The organism is Pseudomonas mandelii, from assembly GCF_006438925.1.
GTDB classification, from domain to species: Bacteria; Pseudomonadota; Gammaproteobacteria; order Pseudomonadales; family Pseudomonadaceae; genus Aquipseudomonas; species Aquipseudomonas mandelii_C.
In genome coordinates this window covers 596540-620655 of the sequence record NZ_RCZA01000003.1, presented here as the reverse complement: position 1 = coordinate 620655, position 24116 = coordinate 596540, and the positions used below count along the sequence as shown (strand labels likewise).

The 24116-nt window shown below is 58.7% G+C and carries 24 protein-coding genes, 2 rRNA genes and 1 pseudogene; 17 read left to right on the top strand and 10 right to left on the bottom strand.

Features of this window, described 5'->3' with window-relative positions; genetic code table 11:
- The 5 genes from EAH74_RS10010 to EAH74_RS09990 form a co-directional block, all read left to right on the top strand.
- Positions 1-261: ribosomal RNA gene (locus tag EAH74_RS10010) — 23S ribosomal RNA — on the top strand; the annotation flags it as partial.
- Positions 262-417: 156 nt separating this feature from the next.
- A 5S ribosomal RNA gene (rrf, locus tag EAH74_RS10005) occupies positions 418-533 on the top strand.
- Between the two features lie 148 nt (positions 534-681).
- Entirely contained in the window at positions 682-1341 is a 660-nt protein-coding gene (locus EAH74_RS10000; RefSeq protein WP_140677944.1) for a paraquat-inducible protein A, read from the top strand.
- On the top strand, positions 1328-1951 hold the full coding sequence (locus EAH74_RS09995; protein WP_123365609.1) for a paraquat-inducible protein A: 624 nt from the start codon (positions 1328-1330) through the stop codon (positions 1949-1951). Before EAH74_RS10000 ends, EAH74_RS09995 begins: the two co-directional genes overlap by 14 nt.
- The gene (locus EAH74_RS09990) at positions 1944-4247 is read left to right on the top strand and encodes an intermembrane transport protein PqiB (protein WP_140677942.1); all 2304 of its coding nucleotides are present in this window, start codon (positions 1944-1946) and stop codon (positions 4245-4247) included. Before EAH74_RS09995 ends, EAH74_RS09990 begins: the two co-directional genes overlap by 8 nt.
- 213 nt (positions 4248-4460) lie before the next feature.
- Here the strand turns inward: EAH74_RS09990 and mksF are convergent, their stop codons facing one another.
- The 3 genes from mksF to mksB are packed head-to-tail and all read right to left on the bottom strand — an operon-like array spanning position 4461 to position 9278.
- Positions 4461-7301, bottom strand: coding sequence for an Mks condensin complex protein MksF (gene mksF / locus EAH74_RS09985; RefSeq protein ID WP_140677940.1), 2841 nt, complete (start codon positions 7299-7301; stop codon positions 4461-4463).
- Entirely contained in the window at positions 7298-7999 is a 702-nt protein-coding gene (mksE, locus tag EAH74_RS09980) for an Mks condensin complex protein MksE (RefSeq protein WP_140677938.1), read from the bottom strand. Before mksE ends, mksF begins: the two co-directional genes overlap by 4 nt.
- On the bottom strand, positions 7989-9278 hold the full coding sequence (gene mksB / locus EAH74_RS09975) for an Mks condensin complex protein MksB (RefSeq protein WP_161990823.1): 1290 nt from the start codon (positions 9276-9278) through the stop codon (positions 7989-7991). The genes mksE and mksB overlap by 11 nt, the downstream gene beginning before the upstream one ends.
- 206 nt (positions 9279-9484) lie before the next feature.
- On the opposite strand from mksB, the gene EAH74_RS09970 reads away from it, so the two are divergent.
- Positions 9485-10234, top strand: a complete 750-nt coding sequence (locus tag EAH74_RS09970; protein WP_140677964.1) for an energy transducer TonB — start codon at positions 9485-9487, stop codon at positions 10232-10234.
- On the top strand, positions 10227-10679 hold the full coding sequence (gene rimI / locus EAH74_RS09965; RefSeq protein WP_140677936.1) for a ribosomal protein S18-alanine N-acetyltransferase: 453 nt from the start codon (positions 10227-10229) through the stop codon (positions 10677-10679). The genes EAH74_RS09970 and rimI overlap by 8 nt, the downstream gene beginning before the upstream one ends.
- A 123-nt stretch (positions 10680-10802) precedes the next feature.
- Here the strand turns inward: rimI and EAH74_RS09960 are convergent, their stop codons facing one another.
- Positions 10803-11207: a serine kinase/phosphatase gene (locus EAH74_RS09960; RefSeq protein ID WP_140677935.1), complete on the bottom strand. Its 405-nt coding sequence runs from the start codon at positions 11205-11207 to the stop codon at positions 10803-10805.
- A gap of 152 nt (positions 11208-11359) precedes the next feature.
- Here EAH74_RS09960 and can point away from each other — a divergent pair, with 152 nt between their 5' ends.
- Positions 11360-12004, top strand: coding sequence for a carbonate dehydratase (gene can / locus EAH74_RS09955; RefSeq protein ID WP_008145531.1), 645 nt, complete (start codon positions 11360-11362; stop codon positions 12002-12004).
- A 6-nt stretch (positions 12005-12010) separates the two neighbouring features.
- Here the strand turns inward: can and EAH74_RS09950 are convergent, their stop codons facing one another.
- The 4 genes from EAH74_RS09950 to EAH74_RS09935 form a co-directional block, all read right to left on the bottom strand.
- Positions 12011-12535 (bottom strand): SET domain-containing protein-lysine N-methyltransferase, encoded by a 525-nt coding sequence (locus EAH74_RS09950; protein ID WP_140677934.1) that lies wholly within the window; start codon positions 12533-12535, stop codon positions 12011-12013.
- Positions 12536-12679: 144 nt separating this feature from the next.
- The gene (locus EAH74_RS09945; protein ID WP_140677932.1) at positions 12680-13852 is read right to left on the bottom strand and encodes a hypothetical protein; all 1173 of its coding nucleotides are present in this window, start codon (positions 13850-13852) and stop codon (positions 12680-12682) included.
- 184 nt (positions 13853-14036) lie between these two features.
- A complete protein-coding gene (locus EAH74_RS09940) occupies positions 14037-14357 on the bottom strand; it encodes a hypothetical protein (RefSeq protein ID WP_008153466.1) in 321 nt (106 codons plus the stop codon).
- 214 nt (positions 14358-14571) lie between these two features.
- On the bottom strand, positions 14572-15990 hold the full coding sequence (locus EAH74_RS09935) for a short-chain fatty acid transporter (protein ID WP_033061219.1): 1419 nt from the start codon (positions 15988-15990) through the stop codon (positions 14572-14574).
- A 201-nt stretch (positions 15991-16191) separates the two neighbouring features.
- On the opposite strand from EAH74_RS09935, the gene EAH74_RS09930 reads away from it, so the two are divergent.
- From EAH74_RS09930 to EAH74_RS09915, 5 genes and pseudogenes are all read left to right on the top strand, one after another.
- On the top strand, positions 16192-17505 hold the full coding sequence (locus tag EAH74_RS09930; protein ID WP_140677930.1) for an MFS transporter: 1314 nt from the start codon (positions 16192-16194) through the stop codon (positions 17503-17505).
- A gap of 59 nt (positions 17506-17564) precedes the next feature.
- Positions 17565-18119, top strand: a complete 555-nt coding sequence (gene pseH / locus EAH74_RS09925; protein ID WP_140677928.1) for a UDP-4-amino-4,6-dideoxy-N-acetyl-beta-L-altrosamine N-acetyltransferase — start codon at positions 17565-17567, stop codon at positions 18117-18119.
- 122 nt (positions 18120-18241) lie between these two features.
- Positions 18242-18970 (top strand): annotated as a pseudogene (locus EAH74_RS33810) (PAS domain-containing protein); the annotation flags it as partial.
- Positions 18950-19558 (top strand): methyl-accepting chemotaxis protein, encoded by a 609-nt coding sequence (locus EAH74_RS33805; protein ID WP_240050489.1) that lies wholly within the window; start codon positions 18950-18952, stop codon positions 19556-19558. The pseudogene EAH74_RS33810 and the gene EAH74_RS33805, both read left to right, overlap by 21 nt.
- Before the next feature lie 57 nt (positions 19559-19615).
- Positions 19616-20215, top strand: a complete 600-nt coding sequence (locus EAH74_RS09915) for a flavin reductase family protein (RefSeq protein WP_140677925.1) — start codon at positions 19616-19618, stop codon at positions 20213-20215.
- Positions 20216-20227: 12 nt separating this feature from the next.
- Here EAH74_RS09915 and EAH74_RS09910 read toward each other — a convergent pair whose 3' ends face one another.
- Both EAH74_RS09910 and EAH74_RS09905 read right to left on the bottom strand, forming a co-directional pair.
- Positions 20228-20596, bottom strand: coding sequence for a cupin domain-containing protein (locus tag EAH74_RS09910; protein ID WP_123365622.1), 369 nt, complete (start codon positions 20594-20596; stop codon positions 20228-20230).
- Positions 20597-20672: 76 nt separating this feature from the next.
- Positions 20673-21482, bottom strand: a complete 810-nt coding sequence (locus tag EAH74_RS09905; RefSeq protein WP_140677924.1) for an AraC family transcriptional regulator — start codon at positions 21480-21482, stop codon at positions 20673-20675.
- A gap of 164 nt (positions 21483-21646) precedes the next feature.
- On the opposite strand from EAH74_RS09905, the gene EAH74_RS09900 reads away from it, so the two are divergent.
- The 4 genes from EAH74_RS09900 (at position 21647) to EAH74_RS09885 (ending at position 24114) form a co-directional block, all read left to right on the top strand.
- On the top strand, positions 21647-22207 hold the full coding sequence (locus EAH74_RS09900; RefSeq protein ID WP_140677923.1) for a DUF2975 domain-containing protein: 561 nt from the start codon (positions 21647-21649) through the stop codon (positions 22205-22207).
- Between the two features lie 7 nt (positions 22208-22214).
- The gene (locus tag EAH74_RS09895) at positions 22215-22427 is read left to right on the top strand and encodes a helix-turn-helix domain-containing protein (protein WP_123365625.1); all 213 of its coding nucleotides are present in this window, start codon (positions 22215-22217) and stop codon (positions 22425-22427) included.
- Between the two features lie 127 nt (positions 22428-22554).
- Positions 22555-23649, top strand: coding sequence for a D-alanine--D-alanine ligase (ddlA, locus tag EAH74_RS09890; RefSeq protein ID WP_140677922.1), 1095 nt, complete (start codon positions 22555-22557; stop codon positions 23647-23649).
- 36 nt (positions 23650-23685) lie between these two features.
- Positions 23686-24114, top strand: a complete 429-nt coding sequence (locus EAH74_RS09885) for a TOBE domain-containing protein (RefSeq protein ID WP_134102615.1) — start codon at positions 23686-23688, stop codon at positions 24112-24114.
- Positions 24115-24116 lie beyond the last annotated feature (2 nt).

Below are 24116 nucleotides of genomic sequence, written 5' to 3'. Positions count from 1 at the left end.
GGCTGCTCCTAGTACGAGAGGACCGGAGTGGACGAACCTCTGGTGTTCCGGTTGTCACGCCAGTGGCATTGCCGGGTAGCTATGTTCGGAATAGATAACCGCTGAAAGCATCTAAGCGGGAAACTAGCCTCAAGATGAGATCTCACTGGGACCTTGAGTCCCCTGAAGGGCCGTCGAAGACTACGACGTTGATAGGTTGGGTGTGTAAGCGCTGTGAGGCGTTGAGCTAACCAATACTAATTGCCCGTGAGGCTTGACCATATAACACCCAAGCAATTTGCTGACCTGAAAAGGCACCGGATTGCGGTGTGTGAAGACGACATAAGTCGAAAATTCGAAACGAAACACACAAATCTATCGCATACCCATTCGCTGGAGCGTGAACCTGAAAAGGCCCACGACCTGGCTACCGAATTTCTTGACGACCATAGAGCATTGGAACCACCTGATCCCATCCCGAACTCAGCAGTGAAACGATGCATCGCCGATGGTAGTGTGGGGTTTCCCCATGTGAGAGTAGGTCATCGTCAAGATTAAATTCCGAAACCCCTATCTGCGTATGCAGGTAGGGGTTTTGTTTTGTCCGCAGGAAAGTGGCTTTCAGTTAAAGCACAAATTTGCACAGTTATTTTCGATCCATGACACTAGAATAGGTCCAACTTTTTCGGAGCCAGAGCCTTTATGCCAGATCCGGTTGACGCCCCAGGGCTGTCAGAATTACCGCTGGACGACTTGGTAGCGTGTCATGAGTGCGACTTGCTGATGCGCAAGCCCGAACTCGCCCATGGCGAGAAAGCCCTCTGTCCGCGTTGCGGCTACGAGCTCTACGCCCATCGCCATAACGTCGTACAGCGCAGTCTCGCGTTGGTTCTCGCCGCACTGTTGTTGTATATCCCGGCGAACTTTTTACCCATCATGCAGCTCCATCTACTCGGGCAGTCGTCGGATGACACTGTCTGGACTGGCGTTGTTGGCCTGTTCGATACCGGAATGCAGGGTGTAGCAGTCGTGGTGTTTCTCTGCAGCATGGGAATCCCGCTGCTCAAGTTGCTTTGCCAACTGGTTGTGCTGCTGAGTATTCGTTTTGATATCGGACGCAGTTACGGCTTGTTGCTCTACCGCATTTATCACCATTTACGCGATTGGGGGATGCTCGAGGTCTACCTCATGGGCGTACTGGTGGCGATCGTCAAACTGGCAGATATGGCAGCAATTAACGTCGGTCTTGGTTTGGCGTGCTTTATCGGTTTGTTGTTGGTCCAGGTCTGGTTGGAGGTTGTGATGTCGCCCCATCAGATCTGGCAGGCTTTATCAGGAGAAGATGCCCATGCGAGCGATTGATGCAGGCATTCTGATTTGCGCCGAATGCCATGAATTGAACAAGCAGGAAGCCGACACCGATGAGCAGGTCTGCACCCGTTGCGGTGCGCTGGTTCACGCCCGTCGTCCGAACAGTGTGATGCGTACCTGGGCGCTGCTGGTGACCGCCGCGGTTCTCTACATCCCGGCCAACGTGTTGCCGATCATGACCGTCAGTTCACTGGGGCAGGGCGATCCCAGCACGATCATGTCCGGTGTGATCCAACTGGTTCAACACGGCATGATTCCAATCGCCGCCGTGGTTTTTATCGCCAGTATTCTGGTACCAACGTTCAAATTGGTGGGCATCGGACTGCTGCTGTTTTCTGTGCAGCGCCGCCAGCCACTGTCGGCTCGCCAACGCATTTGGATGTACCGCTTTATTGAGTTCATTGGCCGCTGGTCAATGCTCGATATTTTTGTGATCGCCATCCTGGTGGCGGTTGTGAATTTTGGACGGCTTGCCAGCGTCGAAGCCAATCTTGGCGCCATCGCTTTCGCCAGTGTGGTGATTCTGACAATGCTTGCCGCAGTAACTTTCGATCCCCGACTGATTTGGGATAACACGGAGTCGGACGACGACCATGACTGATTTGCCTACAGCGAAAACCCGACCGGCCTCGAACTGGTCTGCTATCTGGGTACTGCCCCTGATCGCCCTGATCATCGGCGGCTGGCTTGGCTGGCGTGCCTACAACGAGACCGGCATCGAAATTCAGGTGCGTTTCGAAAGTGGTGAAGGCATTCAGGCCAACAAGACCGAAGTCGTCTACAAAGGCATGTCGGTGGGTAAGGTGAAGACCCTCAAGCTCGATGATGAAGGCAACTCTAAAGGCGTGATCGCCACCGTCGAGATGAATAAGGACGTGGAGCCATACCTGCGAACCAGCACCCGTTTCTGGCTGGTCAAGCCGAGCGTGACGCTGGCCGGCATCACGGGCCTGGAGACGCTGGTCTCGGGTAATTACGTGGCGATAAGCCCGGGCGAGGGTGAGCCGACTCGCAAGTTCAAAGCCTTGGCCGAAGAGCCGCCGCTGTCGGACGCCCAGCCCGGTCTACACCTGACCATCAAGGCAGATCGTCTCGGTTCACTCAATCGCGGTAGCCCGGTGTTCTATAAGCAGATCAAGGTCGGCCAGATCAAAAGTTATCTGCTGTCAGAAGACCAAAGCACCGTCGAACTGAAAGTTTTCATCGAGCCCACCTACGCCAAACTGGTGCGCAAACACACGCGTTTCTGGAACGCCAGCGGCATCAGCATCGACGCCAACCTGTCGGGTGTGAAAGTGCGCAGCGAGTCCCTGGCCAGCATCGTCGCTGGCGGTATCGCGTTCGCCACGCCGGAGAACCGCAAGGACAGCCCACCCACCGACCCGAGTCTGCCGTTTCGTCTCTACGAAGATTTCGATGCAGCCGCCGCCGGTATTCGGGTCAAGGTCAAGCTCAGCGACTTCGAAGGAATGCAGGCGGGTCGCACACCGGTTATGTACAAAGGCATCCAGGTCGGCAATCTGAAAGCGCTCAAGATCGATCCAGATCTATCCAGTGCCACCGCCGAATTGACCCTCGATCCTCTGGCTGAAGATTACCTGGTCGAAGGCACCCAGTTCTGGGTGGTCAAGCCGTCGATCTCGCTTGCCGGTATCACCGGGCTCGAAGCGTTGGTCAAAGGTAACTACATCGCCGTGCGTCCGGGAGACAAAGGCGCCGCACCGCAGCGCGAGTTTGTCGCACGGCCGAAGGCACCGCCGCTCGACTTGCGTGCGCCAGGATTGCACCTGGTGCTGTTCACTGAAAACCTCGGTTCACTGGAGGTCGGCAGCCCGATTCTCTACAAACAGGTCAAGGTTGGTTCGGTCCAGAGCTATCAGTTCTCACGCACCAAAAAGCAGTTGGTGATTGGTGTTCACATCGAGAAGGAATACGAAGGTCTGGTCAACGCCTCGACACGGTTCTGGAATGCCAGCGGCATTACGCTCACGGGTGGACTGACGGGAGGAATCCAGGTCAAAAGTGAGTCGCTACAAAGCCTGATGGCCGGCGGCATTGCCTTCGAAACCCCGGAAGCCAAGGCTCCGTTGCAGAAGCGGATTCCGCGTTTCCGTTTGTTCGCCAGTCATGATGACGCGACGCAAAAAGGTGCCGTGGTAACGATCAGGGTTGATCGCGCCGATGGCTTGCGCAGCGGCACGCCGATTCGATTCAAAGGCCTGGATGTCGGCAAGATTGAAGACGTCGACCTCAGCGATGACCTGCAATCGGTGCTGCTGACTGCACGAATCACAGAAGTGCCGGAGCGTATCGCTCGGGTCGGCAGTCAATTCTGGGTCGTCAAACCTGAACTGGGTCTGATCAAGACGTCCAACCTCGAAACGCTGGTCACTGGTCAATACATCGAAGTGCAACCGGCCGCGAAAAACCTCGGCCCGCAGAAAAACTTCGTGGCCCTGACCAATCCGCCGGAAACCGCTAAACAAGAAGCCGGTTTGAGTCTGGTGTTGAGCGCTGCCCGCCGTGGTTCGCTGAAAACAGGTGTGCCGGTCACCTATCGCGAAATCACCGTGGGCAAGGTGACAGGCTATGAACTCGGCCAGACGGCGGATCGTGTGTTGGTGCACATCCTGATCGAGCCGAAGTACGCACCGTTGGTGCGCAGCGGCACGCGTTTCTGGAACTCCAGTGGTTTTGGCTTTGATTACGGCTTGTTCAAAGGTGCGACGATGCGAACCGAATCGCTTGAGACGCTGATTCAGGGCGGCATCGCTTTCGCCACGCCGGAGGGCGAGCGCATGGGCAGTCCGGCGCGAGCTGAGCAAACGTTCCCGCTGTTCGATAAGTTTGAAGACGAATGGCTGACCTGGGCGCCGAAGATCTCAATCGGTAAATAGCGGGAAATTATTTGGGTGTCTGTGATGGCGCTTTCGCGAGCAGGCTCGCTCCCACAGGGATGTGCTGTGAACGCAGAATGTGTGTCTGGCACTTATCCAATGTGGGAGCGAGCCTGCTCGCGAAGAGGCCCTCAAATTCACTGAAAGGCACCCATGAAAAAGGCCGCGATCCATTGGGTCGCGGCCTTTTTTATGGCTGTCGATTAACGCAGATCAGACCGCATCCAGCTCCGGTTCATCTGCGGCAACGGTAACGGCAGCCTTCACTTCGTCGTGACGACGGATGTACTTCCAGTCCGCCTCGTCGATGTAGATCCCGTTCGGCCCGCTGCCACCTTCCAGGTCGATGGCGACACTGGCGCAGACCTGCGGCTTCACACTCGCCAGGATCGGTACGAAGCCCAGTTGCAGACTGGTTTCCAGCAACGCTGCCTGGTTCTTCTCGTCGATGTCCGCTGCCTCGTCGAGGTAGTACGGCAGGCGCACGCGACCGGCCTGGTCACGGTCCATCAAGTGCAGCAACAAGTACATGTTGGTCAGCGCCTTGATGGTCATGGTGGTGCCGTTGGACGCCGCGCCGTCGATGTCGGTGTGAATCACCGGCTGGCCGTTGACCTTGGTGATCTCGAACGCCAACTCGAACAAGTCCTTGAGGCCGAGCTGGTTGTGGTTCGCCGCCACCAGACGCGCCAGGTATTCCTTGGCTTCTTCGTTCTTGTTGTCCTGATCGGCGCTTTGGCTCAGGTCGAACACGGAGAGGGTTTCACCTTCTTCGTACTGACCGGCGCTGTGGATGATCTGGTCGATGTGCTTGAGCGCTTCCTTGTTCGGTGCCAGCACAATGCGGAAGCTTTGCAGGTTGGAGACCTGACGTTTGTTGATCTCGCGGTTGAACAGCGCCAGTTGATGCTCAAGGCTGTCGTAGTCGCTGCGGATGTTGCGCAGGGTCCGGGCGATGTCGGTAACGGCCGCACGACGCGCCTTGCCAAGGGTCAGGGCTTCGTCGGTGCGGTGTGCGTACGCGTTGATCAGCAGTTGCAGGCGACGCTCCATGTCGTCTTCGCTGTCGAACTTGGCCACACCCTTGAGGCGCACCTGCGCATACAGCGCCTCGATCTGACCGTCGCTGCGCTGCAAACCCTGCCAGCTGTCCTGATAGTCATTGAGCAGCGGCAGCAGGTTGTCCATGGAATCGTCGATCGGGTCCATGAACGGCGTACCGAACGGCAGGTCTGCGGGCAACAGCTGACGGCGACGCAGGGCGTCGTCGAGGGTGCGTTGCTTGGCTTCCATGTCGCCGATCTGCCGGCCGACCAGTTGCAGCTTGGCCGACAGTTGCTGGACGCGTTCAGTGAAAGCGTCGCTGGAGCGCTTCAACTCGTCCTGCGCCGCTTCCATCTGCGCCAGTTGTTCCAGCTTGTCGCCTTCCTCGGCGCTCAGGGTTTGCGCGCGGCGGAAATCTTCCAGCGCTTTCTGCGCATCCAGCACTTGCTGGTACAGCGCTTCGGTCTGGGTCTTGCTCGCGGCGCGGTCGGCGGCCACGGCTTGTTGGGTTTTCAGTTGCTTGAGTTCTTTGTCCAGACGCTCTTTCTGATCGCGCAATGCCGCGCGGTCAGCCAGGGCTTGCAGGGCCGGCGGCTCGATGTGCGAGATGTCGATGGACAGGCCCGGCACTTCGAAGCGCTCACCCTTGAAGCCGTCGAGAATCAGTTCCATGGATTTGACCCACTGACCGTCCTCGTCCAGCGTAATGCCGTGTTCACCCAGCGGCAGGCTGAACAATGCGCTGTTGAACAAACGCATCAGGCGCTCGACATCCTGTTGCGAGAATTCCTCGCGCAGACGGGCGTAGCTGTTGTTGTCGGCGTGATCGAGTTGCTGCTTCACCGACTTCAGGCGTTTTTCCAGATCCCGCAGACGCTCTTCCAGATCTTCGGCGCTGAACTGCCGCGACTGCGCCAGCGCACCGGCCAGTTCATCGTGCGCGTCCTTGGCTGCGAGCAGTTGTTGCTCAAGGACTTTGACGTCATTGACCAACGCGAAGCGATGCTTGAGCACCGACAATTCGCCGAGCCAGCGCTGGATGCCAGTGATTTCCCGCTCCAGACGCATCAGCTCTTGAGTGCCGCCACGCTGATCGTTTTGCAGCGCGTCCTGTTCGTTGCGGTAGTGCTCGGCCTGAATCGTCAGCTCTTCCTTGCGCGCACTGGCGTAGTCCGACCAGGTGCCGAGCAGGGAATCGAGCAGCGGCGAGATCCGGTGCAGTTTGCCGCGCAGGATATTGCGCTGAGTCACGCCTGCCGCAAGGGCTTCGACCAATGGGCCGGCAGTGACCAGCGAGTTGTAGTCCTGCTCCATGCGTCGTACATCGCGGAACGCTTCTTCGCACGCGGCGATGTAGTCGACGCTACCGGAGCGCAGGCTGTGTTCGAAGGCATCGAGGAACAATTGCTTGAGCTTGGCTGCGGTGATTTCGCGCATGTGCAGCAGGTTGATGAACAGTGCGCGGAAGGTCTTCAGGCTCTGCTCGCTGGTGGAACGCAGCGGGATCAGCGTCAGGTCCAGCGGAATCGACGTGTGACCGCCCACCAGCAAACGACGCAGTTCATCCGGCTTGAGTTCGTAGGCTTTCAGGCCTTCACGCTCAAGGTTGGTGAACAATTCTTTCTGCCGCAGGCAGGTGTCGTTTTTCTGGTAATGGGCCAGATCCAGTTTGCCGGCGTAGGCAAAGAACTGGTGACCGAAACCACCGCCCGGGCCGCGACCGACCACACCAATCACATGTGGACCGTGAGGCAGCGAGACTTCGACCAGGATGTAACTGGTGTCCGAGGCGAAGTAGAAACGACGGGATTGTTCCAGGCTGTACTTGCCGAAACTCATGTCCGACATGCGCGCCAGGATCGGGAACTGCAAGGCGTTAATCGAGGCGGATTTACCGAGGTTGTTCGCGCCGTAAACCGACAGCGGTTCTTCCAGCGGGAACAGGCCGAGGCTATACCCGGCGGTGTTCAAAAGGGCAAAGCGGCGAATGCCGTAGCGTTCCTTGCTCATGCGTCGGTCTCCTGTTCTTCGGCAATGGCGCGGGCCATGGCGTCTTCTTCGCTTTCTTCAGCGAAGTCGCTGAGATCGAGCGGGTCATCGGTTTCCAAAAGCTTTTCGTCGCTGTCGTCGTCGATCAGCACCGGAACCGGCAGCGGCAAGACGCTGTGCAGGCTGGCGGCCAGATCACGGTCTTGCTGGACCGACAGGCAGACATCGAGGAAGCGGTGCATCGGCGGCAGGAAACGGTAGATGCCGTTTTCTTCGCCGGCGAAACCGAGTTGGGTCATGCGGCGCATGATTTTTTCTTCGAGTTCTTCGACGGTCTGCACTTCGGCCTGGATAAACAGGTCGCGGTATTTCTCCAGCAGCGATGGCAACTCGTCGCGGCCGAGGCTGCCACCGTCGAGTACGGCGACCGGGTCACGGCCCTGATCGGCCAGATGCTCGACGAGGATGAAGGTGAACAGCGCCAGACGTTGCGCGGTCTTGTTCACCGCCGCAGCAGCGAGGTCCGGGACGAAGTAGTAGAAACCACGGGTGTCGCAGACCAGTTCAAAGCCCAACGCCTTGAACAGCGTGCGGTACTGGTCCTGGAAGTTCGACAGTTGCGCGTACAGCTCCGGGTCGCGGCGGCTGACGTGGTAGCCCTTGAACAGCTCGCGAAAGATCGGCGCCAGCTGGGACAGTTCGTTTAGATCAAGTTGCATGTGGAGTACTTGCATAGAGGGTGCTCGCAGAATCCTCGGCGGCGTCGCGGGCCGAGAGCAGGGCGAAGGAGCGCAGGCTGACCTGGTGCTCGTGAGTGTGGTAGTCGCGGCGTTCCAGACGCTCGCGTGTGAAACGCTTTTCCCGCGACAGGCGCGAGAACCAATAAAGCAATTCGTCGGTAGCGCCGTCCGGTTCCTGCTCCAGCAGCCAGGTCATCAGGTCCGGCATCGGCAGGGCGTCTTCGCAACGTTCGAGCATTTCCCGAACCGTGCGTGGCGCGCGCGGGGCTTCGCCTTTCTGCGTTTTGTGGGCTTTGGGGAAGCGCGCCGGTTTCGGCTCGAAACGGGCCAACGCGTAAACGTAGGCTTCGACCTGACTGGCACTGCCGAGGAAGGTGCTTTGCGGCCGGGTGAACATCGGCATCGCCGCTTGTGGCACCGCATCGATGCCTTTGCGACGAATGGCCGACAGGGCCAGCGCAGCGCCACGGGTCACGGCGTTGTGACGACGGGCTTCTTCACGCAGCGGCAACAGCAGTTCGCGGGCATGGCGCAGCGTCAGCTGGGCGCTGGTCTGCATTTCGAGGATGCGCGCGTGGGTGCGCAGCAGCATGTCGTCGTCGACCAGATGGCCGAGGCGCTGCTGCTCGGTAAGCATTTTCAGCAGCACGTTCTCGACCTTGCGCACGCCTTGTTCGAAGGCGCCGTCGGCGTTCACCAGCTGAATCATTGGCTCTACGTATTCGTCCCAGGTCGCCAGCACTTCAGCGTAACGCTGACGCAGTGGAATCTGCCGGTCGCTGGTTTTGGCGCGCTCGGCGACGGCCACCAAGGCCTGTTCGTCGTTGGCGAGTTTCTTCAATACGTCCCGTACGCGCATATCGAGCAGGCGCAACTGGCGCGCCAGGTCGTGGCCGTCGCGGATGTCGAAGGCGTCCTGGATATAACCGGCCAGGCGTTCGAGGTGGCGCAAATAGGCTTCGATCTCCAGGCACAGGCCCAGACGGTGCTCACGGCGCAGGTAGGCGAGGAAGTCGTGGATCTGCGCATTGAGCTCGAAACGGTTCGGGCTTTTCGCCACGGGAACCAGAATGTCGAGGCGGATCCACACGTCCAGCAGGCTGGTGATGTCCTGCGGCGTACTGTCGAGTTGCTGGGCGGCCAACTGTGAACGCAATTCGTTGAGGCTCAAGGTGCCTTGGTCGAAGTGCTCGCACAGTGGCTCCAGAAGTGCCCAGTGTTCAGCGAGGGCGCGCAAGACGCGCTTGGGTTCGATCATCGGAATGGCCGGCTGGTTGGCGATTAAAAGTCGCGATTGTACTGCATCACGCCCGTTGCGATTCACTCTCGGGACGGACAGTTGGCTTTCTATCGATCAAGCGTGGGCGATCTTGAGCGAAGGGCGGTAGAATCACCGCACTTTAGTTATCCACAAGTGGCCGACCTTTGCTTATCGAGTCCCGTCGTCGCGCTTATTTGACCGCCATGCAGGTGGTCAACTGGCTGCCGCGCACCGAATTGCCCTTTGCTGCGCCCTCGCGCCCTGAGTTGCTGGAGATGCCCGAGCCGTTGGTCGTCGCGCCGGTTGCTCCGGTTGCGCCCGCGCCTGAGGCTGATTCGCCCGTGGAACCACTGGTCAAACCGGCCGAACGGGTGAAAATCGAGGTGCCACGGCCATCGCTGGCCAGCACGCGCACGAATGCCAAGGTTGAGGAAGAGGCCGCGCCGGTCGTCGCCAAGGCTGTGCAAGTGCCGCCACCGCGTTTTTCCCTGCAATTGCTGCGCGCCGGTCGTTGCCTGCTGTTGGTGGAGTTACCCACAGGCGAATCGTTCCAGACCCGCGACCCTGCCTATCTATTGCTCAAAGACATGCTGCGCGCCGCCGGTCTGCCTGACGCTCCGCAGATCATTGGCGAGCCGGTGCGCTGGCCGCTGTTGTCTCGGGGCACCATGGATCAAGGCCCTGAAGCCGCTCGCGACTTTGTGCAAGGTTTTCTCTCGGCCCGTCTGGAAGACGCACCGTGCGTTTGCGTGTGGCTGATCGGCCTGCCGGCGGTGCGTTTCGCCGGTGAGGCGAACGCCGAATCCTTCAACCGTGAACTCCAGGTCGAAGGCCTGGGCTCGGTCTGGGCCCTGCCGGGTCTGGAATTATTAATGGAAGAGCCACAGCGTAAGGCTGATGTCTGGCAAGCCATGCGTCGGCTGATGGCGCGCTGGAAAGAATCGAATGAGTGACGCTGTATCGTTCCGCCTGATGACCGAGGCGGACCTGGACGCTGTACTGAAAATCGAATACGCGGCTTATAGCCATCCCTGGACTCGCGGGATTTTTCTCGATGGGCTGGGTAAATATCAGATATGGCTGATGTTTGAAGGCCAGCAGCAGGTCGGCCACGGGGTGGTGCAGATCATCCTTGATGAAGCGCATCTGCTGAACATTACCGTCAAACCGGAGAACCAGGGCCGTGGCCTGGGTTTGACGTTGCTGGAGCATTTGATGTCCCGGGCATATGACGCCAAGGCGCGCGAGTGTTTCCTTGAAGTGCGCGACAGCAACCGTGGCGCGTTCAAGTTGTATGAGCGTTATGGGTTTAACGAGATTGGTCGGCGGCGCGATTACTACCCAGCGGTGGGTGGGCGTGAAGATGCCGTTGTAATGGCCTGCACCCTGGTCGACTGAAATACCTGTAGGAGCTGCCGAAGGCTGCGATCTTTTGATCTTTTATAAGCAGCGCACCATCGCAGGATCAAAAGATCGCAGCCTTCGGCAGCTCCTACACTGGAATCAGGTCAGGCCTTTAGATCAACGATTACCGTCCATCGGATCCCGCCGCGCCAGTTCCTCTTCATCCAGCCCATTGCCCCCGCCGATGTCGTCTTCATCGACAATGCTCAAATCCCAATCGGCCTGGCCACCTTCGCCCGCTTCGTGGCCGTCCCGTGCGCCGTCTTCATGGATCAGGGTTTCCGGGCTCATGTCGTCGTCGGTGGACTCATGGTCATCGGTCGAGGCCCCGGTCATGCCGGCTTCACGTACGCGTTCCCGAGGCATCAGGCGTTCACGTTCCGTTTGCGGCAGCTCGTCGCCGATTTTACCGCTGGGTGTTTCCTCGTCAAAATCCAGCTCATGCATCGAGCCCATGCGGTCTTCGTTGTCATCGATGGGCTCGGGTTGAGTCGCATCGAACGGACGTCGTGAATCAGTCATGGCAATTCCTCATACTGTAGGCCTTACTAGGGTGGACCCCCTGGGCTGCTGAGAATTCCTCCGGCATGGAAAACCGGGTATCTGCATCTGGCGCGTGACCTCGACAGATGGTTGTCTGTCATAGAAGCGCATCATTCTCGAGGCTTCATTGCATGAACGAATTACAAGATCTGATTGATAACAACGAGCGCTGGGCTGACGCGATCACCAAAGAAGATCCTGATTTCTTCGCCAAGTTGGCCCGTCAGCAAACCCCGGAATACCTGTGGATCGGTTGCTCCGACGCCCGGGTGCCGGCGAACGAGATCGTCGGCATGCTGCCCGGCGATCTGTTTGTACACCGTAATGTGGCCAACGTAGTCCTGCACACCGACCTCAACTGCCTGTCGGTGATTCAGTACGCGGTCGACGTGCTGAAGGTCAAACACATCCTCGTTACCGGCCACTATGGCTGCGGCGGCGTCCGCGCCTCAATGCAGGACCGTCAGCTGGGCCTGATCGACGGCTGGCTGCGCTCGATTCGCGATCTCTATTATGAAAAACGCGAAGAGCTCGCCAAATTGCCCACTGAAGAAGAGCGGGTCGACCGCCTCTGCGAATACAACGTGATCCAGCAAGTGGCCAACGTCGGGCACACCAGCATTGTGCAAAACGCCTGGCACCGCGGGCAGAGCCTGTCTGTTCATGGCTGCATCTATGGCATCAAGGACGGTCGCTGGAAAAGCCTGAACGCCACCATCAGCGGTTTCGAGCAATTGCCGCCGCAATACCGTCTGCGTCCGGTCGAGGCGTTGTAACGCCCTTCAGCATAGACTTCGCCGACGCCAGTGCTGCAGAAACAACTGGCCGTCGGCGTTCGGCGATTCATCGTAGCCGGTGATCCAGCCACGGCAGTCGAACGAGCCACACTGGCAGGCGAACTGACGCATGAGTTTGTCTTCGGTGGTGGCGTAGTCCATCGTCAGTCGGTCGCCTTTATTGATGTCCTTCAGCGCCCACAACCACAGCTCGCTCATGTCGAGAAATACGTTTGGGTCGCAGGAGTGTCGCAGCAGCCCGCAGAAGCGCGGGTCGTAGACATGGATGCCACGGGCCAGTTGCCGGGTATGCCGACACCGATAAGGCAGCAGATGCCCCGAAGCCCGACAAATTCGGCTGATACGAGGGAAGTCCCGAAGTGCGGCGACGGCTGCCGCCGATCCGTTGGTGTTGTCGATAATCTCGAAGTCGGCCCTGGAGGGGAATCCAAGTCGAACGGGCAGCTCCGCAAATGGATAAATCCCATCGGGAGGTTGTGCAAGCGTCTCGTGCAGGGCGTGGGTTTTCATAACGATCCTTGTTGGCTGGGTGCTGCGACCTCCATCAGCTGACGATCCTGTCAGCTCTGCAGCACATGGGTACGGTTCAAGCCTCTCGCAAATGAAACGGCGGGTCTACTGTCATAATTGACAGTAGACCCGCCGTTCATCGTTTTACAGGGCCGGGGCAGGGATCGCGGTCGCGGGTACCGGGGCTTTCAGCTGTTTGAGCTGAGATTTGATCGGTGCCGTCGCGCACTTGGCCACGGCTTTTTCGGGCGTCAGGTTGCGAATTGAGGTGTAGAACAGCTCGCAGGTTTTTTCTGCCTGGGCCACTTGCCAGGTTTGGGTGCAGCTTCTCAGTTCAATGTCGGGATTACTGTCCGGTTGGCGGCCCATGGCGGCCTGCCAGCACGCGGCACTCAAATCCTGGCCCATGACTTTAAGGCCCGCCGCGTCGGCCTTGGCCTGGGCATCGTTGCCGGTATAGCTTTCCGGGTCGGCGGCGTACCAAATGTAGCTTGGGTGATTGGAACCCAGCACTGGCACTTTCACTCCGTCGCTCGGACTGATGCTGACCAGGCCCAGCACGTTCACGGTCGGCCCGTATTGCTGCTTGATCCAGTTACGCACTGGCGCGCCGAAGGCGACCATCGGCAACGCCGCACCACTGGCGTTCTGGCTGAGTTGCTTGACCATGGTGGTCTGGTAGTCCTTGAAGTAGTCGTAGACGCCTTCCAGATCCTTGCCAGCGTTGGACGGTGCGGCAATCGGTGCAATGTCGATGATGGTCTGGTAGCCCGGCGTCTGGTCGGCCGGAATTCCGTTGTCAGTCAGCAGTGTGGCCCAGCGATCGGTGGTGGCGGATCGCAGGTAATCCTGAGCCTGGGTCAACGAATAGTCGGGTGGGAAGTGCAACAGTTCAACGCTTTTGCGGTTCTCCAGGGCCATGCCCAGTGGCAGGAACAGATACCAGCTGTAAGCCCACTTGCCGTCGGCATTCAGCTTGCTGGCGCCGGTGTAGGCCAGATCACCGGCATCGAGCAATGCCGCCAACGGTTTCTCATAGCCACGGGGTACGCCGCTGATTTCGGCGTAGAGCTGATTGTTATCGGTTTTGACCCGTACCTTCGCCGCGCTGTAACCATCGCGTTGCACGCTCTGGGACAGGTAATGCTCGACCGTTTGCTCCAGCGTCCAGTTGCGAAAGCAGATCACGTTGCAGTTATTGGGGTAAGCGAACAGGCGGGTGACGCGTTCGGTACTGCCCAGCTTCAGGTCGGTATCGGCATGGGCGGCGGCACTCAGGGTGAGGGCCGCGAGGGTGAGTCCTGCGAATTTGAACATGCTCAGATCCTTTTCAGCGTGATCCCGTTGATTGGGTACGCGCCATACTGGATCAGCGGCGTTACACAGAATAGTGTTTGCGTGTAGTTTTTTTGCGTAGAGCCTGCGGTGTGTATGCCAGGAACTCTCGGTTATGGAGTCCGGCCCGGGCTTAATGTCTATGGGCCGGACGGAGGTTGAAGCGTTACAACAGCTTTAGTGCCAGATGAGTACCGGCGCGCAAGTACTCGACCTGTGCAAATACGGCATCCTTGACGATGGCCTCTCCTGTATCGGTCAGTTTGGCTTTTTTGGCATCAATGATGGACGTTTGCGTTAATTGCATGACTACATCCATCGCTTTTTGAAGGGCGGTCAAATTGTTGTGCTGGCCGAACTCGCGGACGACAGCGTCCATACGGCGATCCGCGTCATCACGCAGCTTTTTATATTCAACGACTGAAACCCTACCGTCCTGGTAAATCTCGTTAATCATCTCTTCCAGCGTTTTCGATATTAAAGACATGTGCTTGTTCATCCTTGGTCAGTGCTGTCTTGCTTTAAAAAGTTTGTGAGCTGTCGCAGTTTACTCAGCGATTTATAGGTTGGAGATAAGAACTCTCCGGGTTTCATGTCAGGCGCAATCGAGCCTGTTTGTAGGATAAATCTAGGCGTTTGTTTCATGCTCAAGCAGGGTGAACTGATTGCACCTGCCCGCAGCAGGTGCAATCACATACGTGTTACGGCATGACCGGTGCCGTATACGTCAGCGTCGTCCCCAGCGCCCACAGCAGAAACAGTACCAGCGGCGTGTGCACCAGCAGTTGCACGAACGAAAACCCGATCAAGTCCCGCGCCTTCAACCCGAGCACACCCAGCAGCGGCAGCATGTAGAACGGGTTGATCAGGTTCGGCAGGGCTTCGGCGGCGTTGTAGATCTGCACGGCCCAGCCCAGGTGGTAGTTCAGGTCGGTGGCCACTTGCATAACGTACGGCGCTTCGATGATCCATTTGCCGCCACCGGACGGGATGAAGAAACCGAGGATCGCCGAGTACACGCCCATCAGCAGCGCGTAGGTGTCGTGGGACGCGATTTGTACGAAAAAGGTCGAGATGTGGTGAGCCAGCGTCTGAGCGTCAGTCCCTTTGACGGTGGTCATCAGCGCGGCAATCGAGCCGTACAGTGGGAACTGAATCAGTACGCCCGTGGTGGTCGGTACCGCGCGGGACACCGCGTCAAGGAAGCTGCGCGGGCGCCAGTGCAGCAGGGCTCCGAGCATGATGAACAGGAAGTTGTAGGTGTTCAGCCCGGAAATCGCACTGATCGCCGGTTTGGTCGAGAACTCGTGGAACAGCCATCCGGCCGCCAGCAGCACCAGCAAAATCGTCAGCAGCGGGCTGTGCTCCAGCCATTCGCCGGGTCGGGTGCGCGGTTGCAACGGCGGCAGGTTAAAGCTCGGATCGATGCCGCAGGCTTTGGCATCACGGGCCGAGTTCGGGCCGGGTGCAGTGGCGTAGGCAATGATCAGCGAGATCACGATCAGCGCCAGCAACATCACGCCGGACTGCCAGAGAAAGATCGTTTGCGTGAAAGGAATCACCCCGGTGATCGACAGAATCGATGGCGGCAGGCTGGCCGGGTTGGCCTGTAATTGCGCGGCGGACGAGGACAGGCCCAAGGCCCACACCGCGCCGAGACCCAGATAGGCGGCAGCACCGGCGGCACGGTAGTCCATTTTCAGATCGGTACGGCGGGCGAGGGCGCGCACCAGCAAACCGCCAAACACCAGCGACAGCCCCCAGTTCAGCAGCGAAGCGACCATGGAGATCAACGCAACCCAGGCCACGGCCGAGCGGCCGTTTTTCGGAATCCGCGCCAGCCGGTCGATCAACTTCACTGCCGGTGGCGAGCTGGCGACGACATAACCGCCGATCACCACGAAAGCCATCTGCATGGTGAACGGGATCAGGCTCCAGAAGCCGTCACCGAAGGCCATGGCGGCGTCGGTGGGTTTGGCGCCCATGAACAGGGTGGCCACGGCGACGATAATCACTGCCAGCGCGGCAAACACCCAGGAGTCGGGGAACCAGCGTTCGGCAAAGCTTGAGCAGCGCAGGGCAAAGCGGGCAGAGCGGGTATCTTCGATATCAGCGGCCACGGGTGTACCTCGAATTTTTATGTTTGTTGTGGTCTTTGGGGCCGCAAAGGCCCGTCCAGACAGGTGCCAACAGTAAAACAATCGGTACTATTTTGTGACGAAGTTTTACGCGTCTAGGACTTTGGTCTAACGGGTTGTCCGCTGGCGCGTTTGCGTAGACCATGGGCGCCTTGGTTTTTTGCCTATGCCAGAGTGCTTTTCATGACCGCCAACACCCACTCGCGCCCGGCGCCGTTCACCCGCTCGGATTACAAGACCCTCGGCCTTGCGGCTCTTGGCGGCGCGCTGGAAATCTACGATTTCATCATTTTCGTATTTTTTGCCCTGACCCTCAGCCAGCTGTTCTTCCCGCCGGAAATGCCCGAGTGGCTGCGACTGCTGCAAAGCTTCGGGATCTTCGCCACTGGTTATCTGGCGCGGCCGTTGGGCGGGATTCTGATGGCGCATTTCGCCGACAAATTGGGGCGCAAGAAGGTCTTCAGCCTGAGCATCCTGATGATGGCGCTGCCGTGCCTGCTGATCGGCATCATGCCGACCTACGCCCAAATCGGTTATTTCGCCCCCCTGCTGCTGTTGGCCTTGCGAATCCTCCAGGGCGCGGCGGTGGGCGGTGAGGTGCCGAGCGCCTGGGTATTCGTCGCCGAGCATGCACCGGCCGGGCATCGCGGTTATGCCCTCGGTTTCCTGCAGGCCGGGTTGACATTTGGTTACCTGATCGGTGCACTGACGGCGACGTTTCTGGCACAGGCGTTCACCCCGGCAGAAATCCTTGATTACGCCTGGCGTTACCCGTTCCTGCTGGGCGGCGTGTTCGGCGTAATCGGCGTCTGGCTACGCCGCTGGCTCAGCGAAACCCCAGTGTTCATGGCCATGCAGGCTCAACGTGATGCGGCCGTCGAACTGCCGCTGCGCACGGTATTGCGTGAGCATCGCCTGGCCATGCTGCCGGCGATGATCCTCACCTGCGTACTGACCTCGGCAGTGGTGGTGTTCGTGGTGATCACCCCGACCATGATGCAGAAAACCTTCGGTATGACCGCTAGCCACACCTTCGCCCTGAGTGCCTTGGGCATTGTCTTTCTGAATATTGGCTGCGTACTCGCCGGGCTGCTGGTCGACCGCATTGGCGCCTGGCGTACGGTGATGCTCTATAGCCTGCTGCTGCCATTGGGCATCGGCGTGCTCTATACCTGCCTGATCATTGGTGGCAACTGGATCGGTCTGGCGTATGCGGTGGCCGGTCTTGGTTGCGGGGTGGTCGGCGCGGTGCCGTCGGTGATGGTCAGCCTGTTCCCGGCGCGGATTCGTGTCTCGGGGATTTCCTTCACCTACAACATTGCCTACGCCGTCTGGGCGAGTATCACACCGTTGTTGCTGATCGGTCTGATGCCGTGGAGCCCATGGATCTGCGTGATCTTCTGCGCGGTGATGGGGGCTGTAGGGGTCAGCAGCGCAGCATATTTCGGCGCGCGCTTGCCCAGCGTCGGGAGCCGCAGCGTGGCTCCCTGCGTTTAGTGACTGTCAGCGGGTTCCTGCGATGTACAGGAGCAACACAATGCAAAGGAGCAGCACAAGTGCAATTGGTACCCATCCTTGAAGTGTCCTGTCAGGTTCAGTCGCGTGTGCGGGATTTGCGCAATCAGCCTGATGTTCGCCAATACATGTACACCGATCATGAGATATCCGAGGCCGAGCACACGGCCTGGCTCGGCTCGTTAACGGACAATCCGCGTCAATCCGTGTTCGTACTCATGCTCGACAGCGCAGCCCGTGGCGTGGTGTCGCTGAACGCGATCAGCACGTTGCACAAAACGGCTGACTGGGCTTTTTATCTCGACAGTGATCTGCAAGGACAAGGGCTGGGCAGTCGGTTGGAGTTCTGGCTTCTGGACCACGCGTTTGGTGTGGCAGGTCTGGAAAAGCTCAACTGTGAGGTGTTGCAGAGCAACCCGGCGGTGATCAGGCTGCACCAGAAGTTCGGCTTTTCCGTTGAGGGCGTGCGACGGCAGAACATCATCAAGGACAACGTCAGAGTCGATGTGGTGATGCTGGGTATTACTCGACAGGAATGGGCCGCGCGGCGGCCGAAGATGGAAGACGTGATGGCACGGCTAAACCGTGTCAGCTGATCAGGTGGGCGCACCGCAACTATTTTTGTAGGACAACCCTGAAACACTCTTCAGAAAATATCCCCAAGGCCGATGGCTAGGCTGCATGCCGCTTTTTATCCCTGTCCATCGGTGTATCCCCCATGTTCAACAAACGCTTGAAGCAGGAGCTGTCGGCTCTTCGCGAAGAACTCTCCAGCCTTCAGCAAGTGAAGGAAAGTCTGGAAAGCGAGATGCTGGTCCTGACCCTCGATGCCGATGGGCGGATTCAATCGGTCAACCAGAACTTCATCGGTGAGATGCTCTACAAAAGCAGCGACCTGATAGGGCGACACATCGAAGACATCGTCCCGGCCCATGTGAAGTCGGACGAATTCCACCGCCGCTTCAAGACCGCGCTGACCCGTGGCGAGCACTTCGCAGGCACGGTCCGTTTATTGCGCGGCAATGGCCAGGAAGCCTGGCTGCGTTCGATCGTGCAGCCGGTTCGGTCCGCGGATGGCCAGATCAAACACTTCTCGATTTACTCCAGTGACCTGACCCGCACCATCGAGGCATCTCGTGAGCATGAGAACCTGATTGGCGCCCTCGTGCGCTCCACGGCGGTGATCGAGTTTGACCTCAATGGCAACGTGCTGGCGGCCAACGACCGGTTCCTCAGCGGCATGGGTTACAGCCTGGCGCAGATCAAGGGCAAACATCACCGCACTTTCTGCGAACCCGAGGAATACAACAGCGCCGGGTATCAGGACTTCTGGCGCCGCTTGAATGCAGGCGAGTTCGTCGCCGGGCGTTTCAAACGCATCGACAGCCACGGTCGCGTGGTCTGGCTGGAGGCTTCCTATAACCCGGTGGTCGACGCCAACAACAAGCTCTACAAAGTGGTGAAGTTCGCCACGGTGATTACCGATCAGGTCAATCAGGAGCAAGCCGTCGCCGAAGCGGCCAACATTGCCTACAGCACCTCGCAGCAAACCGACAGCAGCGCGCAGCGCGGTAACTCCGTGGTGACTCAGGCGGTCAACGTGATGCGTGACCTTGCCAAGCACATGCAGACCGCCGGCGAAGGCATCGAAGCGCTGAACGAGCAGTCGCTGGTGATCGGCACCATCGTCAAAACCATTAGCGGGATTGCCGAACAGACCAACCTGCTGGCGCTCAACGCCGCCATCGAAGCGGCTCGGGCCGGGGAACAGGGGCGGGGGTTTGCGGTAGTGGCGGATGAGGTCCGGCAATTGGCTTCGCGCACCAGCCAGGCAACCGATGAGATTGTCGGCGTAGTGCGTCAGAACCAGGACATGGCACGCAACGCCGTGGCGCTGATGACCGAGGGCAAACTCCAGGCTGAACAAGGGCTGGCGCTGGCGGCAGAGGCGGGGACGGTGATTGTCGAGATTCAGGACGGCGCACAGAAAGTGGTGAACGCGGTCGGCCAGTTTGCCAATCAGTTGGCGACTTGATGCCTGCCATCGCGGCGTAAATCGCTACAATCGGCGTTTTCCCCAGGAGTCGCCATCATGAGCGTTTCTCACCGCCGTCCGGTTCCCTTGGCCAAGGCTTATCGTCTGCTCAATCACGGCCCGACCGTGTTGGTCAGCGCGGCCCATGACGGCCAGCGCAACATCATGGCGGCGGCCTGGGCCATGCCGCTGGATTTCGAGCCGCCGAAAATTGCCGTGGTGCTGGACAAGTCCACCTGGACCCGGCAATTGCTGGAGGCTTCGGGCACGTTTGTGCTCAATGTTCCCTGCGCCGCCCAGGCCGATATCGTCCAGACCGTGGGTTCGACGTCCGGCCTGGAGTTGACCCGGGACCAGGGCCGGGACAAGTTCCAGGTCTATGGCTTGTCCACCTTCAGCGCTGAATTGATCGATGCACCGATGCTCGAAGGCTGCGTCGCCTGGCTGGAATGCCGACTGCTGCCGGAGCCCGGCAATCACCAGCAGTACGATCTGTTCCTGGCCGAAGTGATTGCCGCTCAGGCAGACGAGCGAGTGTTCAGTGAGGGACGCTGGCACTTCGAAGGGCACGACGCGTTGCGCACCTTGCACCATGTGGCGGGCGGGCATTTCCTGAAAATCGGCGATCCAGTGGACGGCAAAACCTTGCAGCCGTAAGCAGCCGGCCTTTCACACCCAGACGTCATTCTGCGCCGTGCGCTCGCCACCTTCGTTACCCGTGTTCAGCACACCCTTGGGTTCGATCAGCAGGAGTTTCACCTCCTGCTCGGCGAACGGTTTGTGCTCGACACCTTTTGACACCACATACATTTCACCGGCGTTCACCAGCACGTGGCCGTCGCGAAAATCGATGCGCAATTGCCCTTCGAGGACGATGAAGGTTTCGTCGGTATCCAGGTGATCGTGCCAGATGAAATCCCCCAGCAGTTTCACCACTTTGAACTGGTAGTCGTTCATTTCGGCGATGACCCGAGGCGTCCAGTACGAGCCGATCCTGGAGATTTTTTCAGCGAAGTTCAGGCTTTCGTAAGCTTTCATGAAGCAGCTCTCGTGGTTGATCGTAAATCCACGATAGCCCACGCATCAGTGTGCTTCTTGAACGATTGTGCGTGGCTCAGCGGCGGTGCATTTTCATCCAGCGGGCCGGCGACAAGCCGTAGGTTTTGCTGAACTGCCGGGTCATGTGGCTCTGATCGGTGAAGCCGGCGATCAGCGCGGCGCTGACCAGTGACTGGCCCTGGATCAGCAACGAGCGGACCAGGTCCAGGCGGCGCATGGTCAGGTATCGATAAGGGCTGGTGCCGAACAACAGGCGGAAATCCCGCGACAGACTCCAGCGATCGCGACCACTGTGTTGCGCCAGCTCTTCCAGCGTCACGGTGCGATCCAGGGCGCTGTGGATGAATTCCCGCGCGCGTTCGGCGGCCACGTAGTCGAAGCTCTGGCGGGTGTCAGGCACTCCGGAAACGCTGTTCAAGGCTTGGGCCAGGTCGAACAGCGCATCCTGCTCTTCCAGAGGATCGAGGGGACAATCGAGGCTTCGCAGCAGCACGGCGGTAGCGGCGAACAAACCTGGATCGGCTGACAGGCCGGTCTTGATAAACGGCAACGGCTGGCCGCCGAGCATCTGCTGGATCAGTGCCGGTTCGATGTACATCATTCGGTACTGGAACCCGATCTCGGTACCGGCTTCGCCATCGTGAACTTCGTCCGGGTGCAGCACCATGGTCCCGCCCGGCAGACTGTGGCGCCAGCCTCCGCGGTACTGAAAACTCTGCACACCGGCCAGAGTATGGCCGATGGCATAGGTGTCGTGGCGGTGAAGGTCGTAGCCGTGGCCTGCAAAAAACGCTTCGAAACGCTGAAGCCCGCCGACGTCGGGCGCGCGGTGGAACCAGTCGTGGTGAATGATTTTTTTGCCCATCCGAGGATGCTCGATCGCCTTGAAGCTGTGAGTGGAACATTACCCTAAGGGGGATTTAATGTGTACGGAAGCGTTTATATATATGTATTACAGTAATAAATTATTGTTTTGCGATAATTTGTAGTTTAGCGTTTGCTCACATTTATTCCCTGTGAGGTATTGCCGTGACTTCCAATCGTCTTGCTCAATTGAGCCAACGCATGGCCGCTGTGACTCTTTTTCTTATCATCGCAATGCTGGTGATCAATGTTGTGCTTTGGCTCTTTCCTTTCCTGGCTGCGAAGGATGGATGGGGGCTCGGTTTTGCGCTTACCGATCGCCAACTTTCGCATATCACCGATAAAGCAATGTTGTTCCCGTGGTGGCAAATACTGGGCGGTATTCTGTTGTCGAGCGTGCCTTTGCTGGCGCTGGCATACGGGTTGGGGAATTTGCGTCGACTGTTCCAGAACTATTCGCGCGGCGAGTATTTCTCCAGTGAGTCGGCTGTTCATTTAGGTCTGGTCGGAAGGGCCGTGGCGCTCTGGGTATTACTCGATTTCCTGTGTGAGCCAGTGCTCAGTTTCTGGGTGACGATGAATGCGCCGATCGGTGAACGGCTGATTACCCTCAGTATCACGGCTCCCACCTTTGTCGCGTTGTTCCTGGCTGCGTGTATATCGATCATTGCGCGTATTCTCAGGCAGGCCAGTGAAGTGGACTCTGAATACCGCACCTTTGTTTGAGATTTTTATGTCAATTGTCATTCAGCTGGACGTGATGCTCGCACTACGTAAAGTCAAATCCAAAGACCTCGCCGCCGCTATCGGCATTACCGAAGCGAACCTGTCGCTGTTGAAGCAGGGCAAGGTCAAGGGGCTGCGCCTGGCGACGCTGGACGCGATTTGCAAACATTTGAATTGTCAGCCGGGTGACCTGTTGATCCATGTGCCTGACGTCGAGTAAAAGTAAGCGCTCCATTGCGCCTGCTTGTTGTACTGCGTCCACATTTTAACGCCTCGGCGGTGTGTTGCTGGCAGCGGCTAACGACTGTTCGGCACGCATCTGGTGGCCAATCGTTGAGGAGTTCTGAATGAGCAAACTGCGGGTAGGCATTATTTTTGGCGGTCGTTCGGCTGAACACGAAGTGTCGCTGCAATCGGCGAAAAACATCGTCGATGCATTGGATCGGTCGCGCTTCGAACCGGTGCTGATCGGCATCGACAAGCAAGGCCACTGGCATCTGAACGACCCTTCGAATTTCCTGCTCAACCAGGAAAACCCGGCGCTGATTGCCCTTAACCAGTCCAACCGTGAACTGGCCGTCGTGCCGGGCAAGGCCAGTCAGCAATTGGTGGAAACCTCCAGTCGGGAAATGCTGGCGCACGTCGATGTGATCTTTCCGATCGTCCACGGCACCCTGGGCGAAGACGGTTGCCTGCAAGGCTTGCTGCGCATGGCCGATCTGCCGTTTGTCGGCTCCGATGTACTCGGTTCGGCCGTCTGCATGGACAAAGACATCAGCAAGCGCCTGCTGCGTGACGCCGGGTTGGCGGTTACGCCGTTCGTCACCCTGACCCGCGCCACCGCAGCGCGCACCGGATTCGCCGAGGTGCAAGGCAAGCTCGGTCTGCCGCTGTTCGTCAAACCGGCAAACCAGGGATCTTCCGTGGGCGTAAGCAAGGTGAATGATGAAGCCGAGTACGCGGCAGCAGTGGAACTGGCCCTGGGTTTCGATGAGAAAGTCCTGGTCGAGTCCGCCGTCAGCGGCCGCGAGATTGAATGCGCGGTGCTCGGCAACGAAGACGCCATTGCCAGCGGTTGTGGCGAGATCGTGGTGCGCAGCGGGTTCTATTCCTACGACAGCAAATACATCGACGCTCAAGCGGCTGAAGTGGTGGTGCCGGCAAACATCAGCCTCGAGGCCAGTGAACGCATCCGTGCCCTGGCCGTCGAGGCGTTTCAGGTGCTGGGCTGTTCCGGGCTGGCGCGGGTCGATGTGTTCCTGACCGAGAGTGGCGAAGTGCTGATCAATGAGATCAACTCGTTGCCCGGCTTCACCCGCATCAGCATGTACCCCAAGTTATGGCAGGCCACAGGTATGACGTACAGCGAGCTGGTCAGTCGTTTGATCGAGCTGGCGCTGGAGAAGCATCAGGCGCGACAGGCGCTGAAGATCTCTCGCTAGGCTGAATACAACAATAATTGTTCGAGGAGACACGTCATGAAAGTCAGCGCACGTAACGTCTTCAAAGGCACCATCAGTCAATTGCAACCCGGAGCGGTAAACGCCGAAGTCTCACTGAAACTGTCGGGCGGCAATGAACTGGTGGCTGTGGTGACCATGGAAAGTGTGAAGAACCTCGGCCTGGCGGTCGGCAAGGAAGCGATCGCGCTGGTGAAGGCGCCGTGGGTCATGTTGATGACCGAATCCAGCGACATTCGCCTCTCGGCGCGCAATTGCCTGGAAGGCAAGGTCACCAGTGTCATCGATGGCGCCGTGAACTCCGAAGTGGTCATCCAGCTCGACGGCGGCACCGAGGTCTATTCGATCGTGACACGCCAGGCTGTGGCAGAACTGGGCCTGGCGCCGGGCGTGAGTGCGACGGCGGTGATCAAGGCGTCGCATATCATTTTGGGTGTGCCGGCCTGATT

What these genes read in the sequence shown, in the direction of transcription:
- EAH74_RS09945 (WP_140677932.1), bottom strand. Translation starts at nt 13,852, where the DNA reads ATGTTCAAATTCGCAGGACTCACCCTCGCGGCCCTCACCCTGAGTGCC.
- ddlA (WP_140677922.1), top strand. Translation starts at nt 22,555, where the DNA reads ATGAGCAAACTGCGGGTAGGCATTATTTTTGGCGGTCGTTCGGCTGAA.
- mksF (WP_140677940.1), bottom strand. Translation starts at nt 7,301, where the DNA reads ATGAGCAAGGAACGCTACGGCATTCGCCGCTTTGCCCTTTTGAACACC.
- EAH74_RS09915 (WP_140677925.1), top strand. Translation starts at nt 19,616, where the DNA reads ATGAGCGTTTCTCACCGCCGTCCGGTTCCCTTGGCCAAGGCTTATCGT.
- EAH74_RS09910 (WP_123365622.1), bottom strand. Translation starts at nt 20,596, where the DNA reads ATGAAAGCTTACGAAAGCCTGAACTTCGCTGAAAAAATCTCCAGGATC.
- rimI (WP_140677936.1), top strand. Translation starts at nt 10,227, where the DNA reads ATGAGTGACGCTGTATCGTTCCGCCTGATGACCGAGGCGGACCTGGAC.
- EAH74_RS09895 (WP_123365625.1), top strand. Translation starts at nt 22,215, where the DNA reads ATGTCAATTGTCATTCAGCTGGACGTGATGCTCGCACTACGTAAAGTC.
- can (WP_008145531.1), top strand. Translation starts at nt 11,360, where the DNA reads ATGAACGAATTACAAGATCTGATTGATAACAACGAGCGCTGGGCTGAC.
- EAH74_RS09995 (WP_123365609.1), top strand. Translation starts at nt 1,328, where the DNA reads ATGCGAGCGATTGATGCAGGCATTCTGATTTGCGCCGAATGCCATGAA.
- EAH74_RS09960 (WP_140677935.1), bottom strand. Translation starts at nt 11,207, where the DNA reads ATGACTGATTCACGACGTCCGTTCGATGCGACTCAACCCGAGCCCATC.
- EAH74_RS09940 (WP_008153466.1), bottom strand. Translation starts at nt 14,357, where the DNA reads ATGTCTTTAATATCGAAAACGCTGGAAGAGATGATTAACGAGATTTAC.
- mksB (WP_161990823.1), bottom strand. Translation starts at nt 9,278, where the DNA reads ATGATCGAACCCAAGCGCGTCTTGCGCGCCCTCGCTGAACACTGGGCA.
- mksE (WP_140677938.1), bottom strand. Translation starts at nt 7,999, where the DNA reads ATGCAACTTGATCTAAACGAACTGTCCCAGCTGGCGCCGATCTTTCGC.
- EAH74_RS09930 (WP_140677930.1), top strand. Translation starts at nt 16,192, where the DNA reads ATGACCGCCAACACCCACTCGCGCCCGGCGCCGTTCACCCGCTCGGAT.
- EAH74_RS09970 (WP_140677964.1), top strand. Translation starts at nt 9,485, where the DNA reads ATGCAGGTGGTCAACTGGCTGCCGCGCACCGAATTGCCCTTTGCTGCG.
- EAH74_RS09885 (WP_134102615.1), top strand. Translation starts at nt 23,686, where the DNA reads ATGAAAGTCAGCGCACGTAACGTCTTCAAAGGCACCATCAGTCAATTG.
- EAH74_RS09950 (WP_140677934.1), bottom strand. Translation starts at nt 12,535, where the DNA reads ATGAAAACCCACGCCCTGCACGAGACGCTTGCACAACCTCCCGATGGG.
- EAH74_RS10000 (WP_140677944.1), top strand. Translation starts at nt 682, where the DNA reads ATGCCAGATCCGGTTGACGCCCCAGGGCTGTCAGAATTACCGCTGGAC.
- EAH74_RS09990 (WP_140677942.1), top strand. Translation starts at nt 1,944, where the DNA reads ATGACTGATTTGCCTACAGCGAAAACCCGACCGGCCTCGAACTGGTCT.
- EAH74_RS09905 (WP_140677924.1), bottom strand. Translation starts at nt 21,482, where the DNA reads ATGGGCAAAAAAATCATTCACCACGACTGGTTCCACCGCGCGCCCGAC.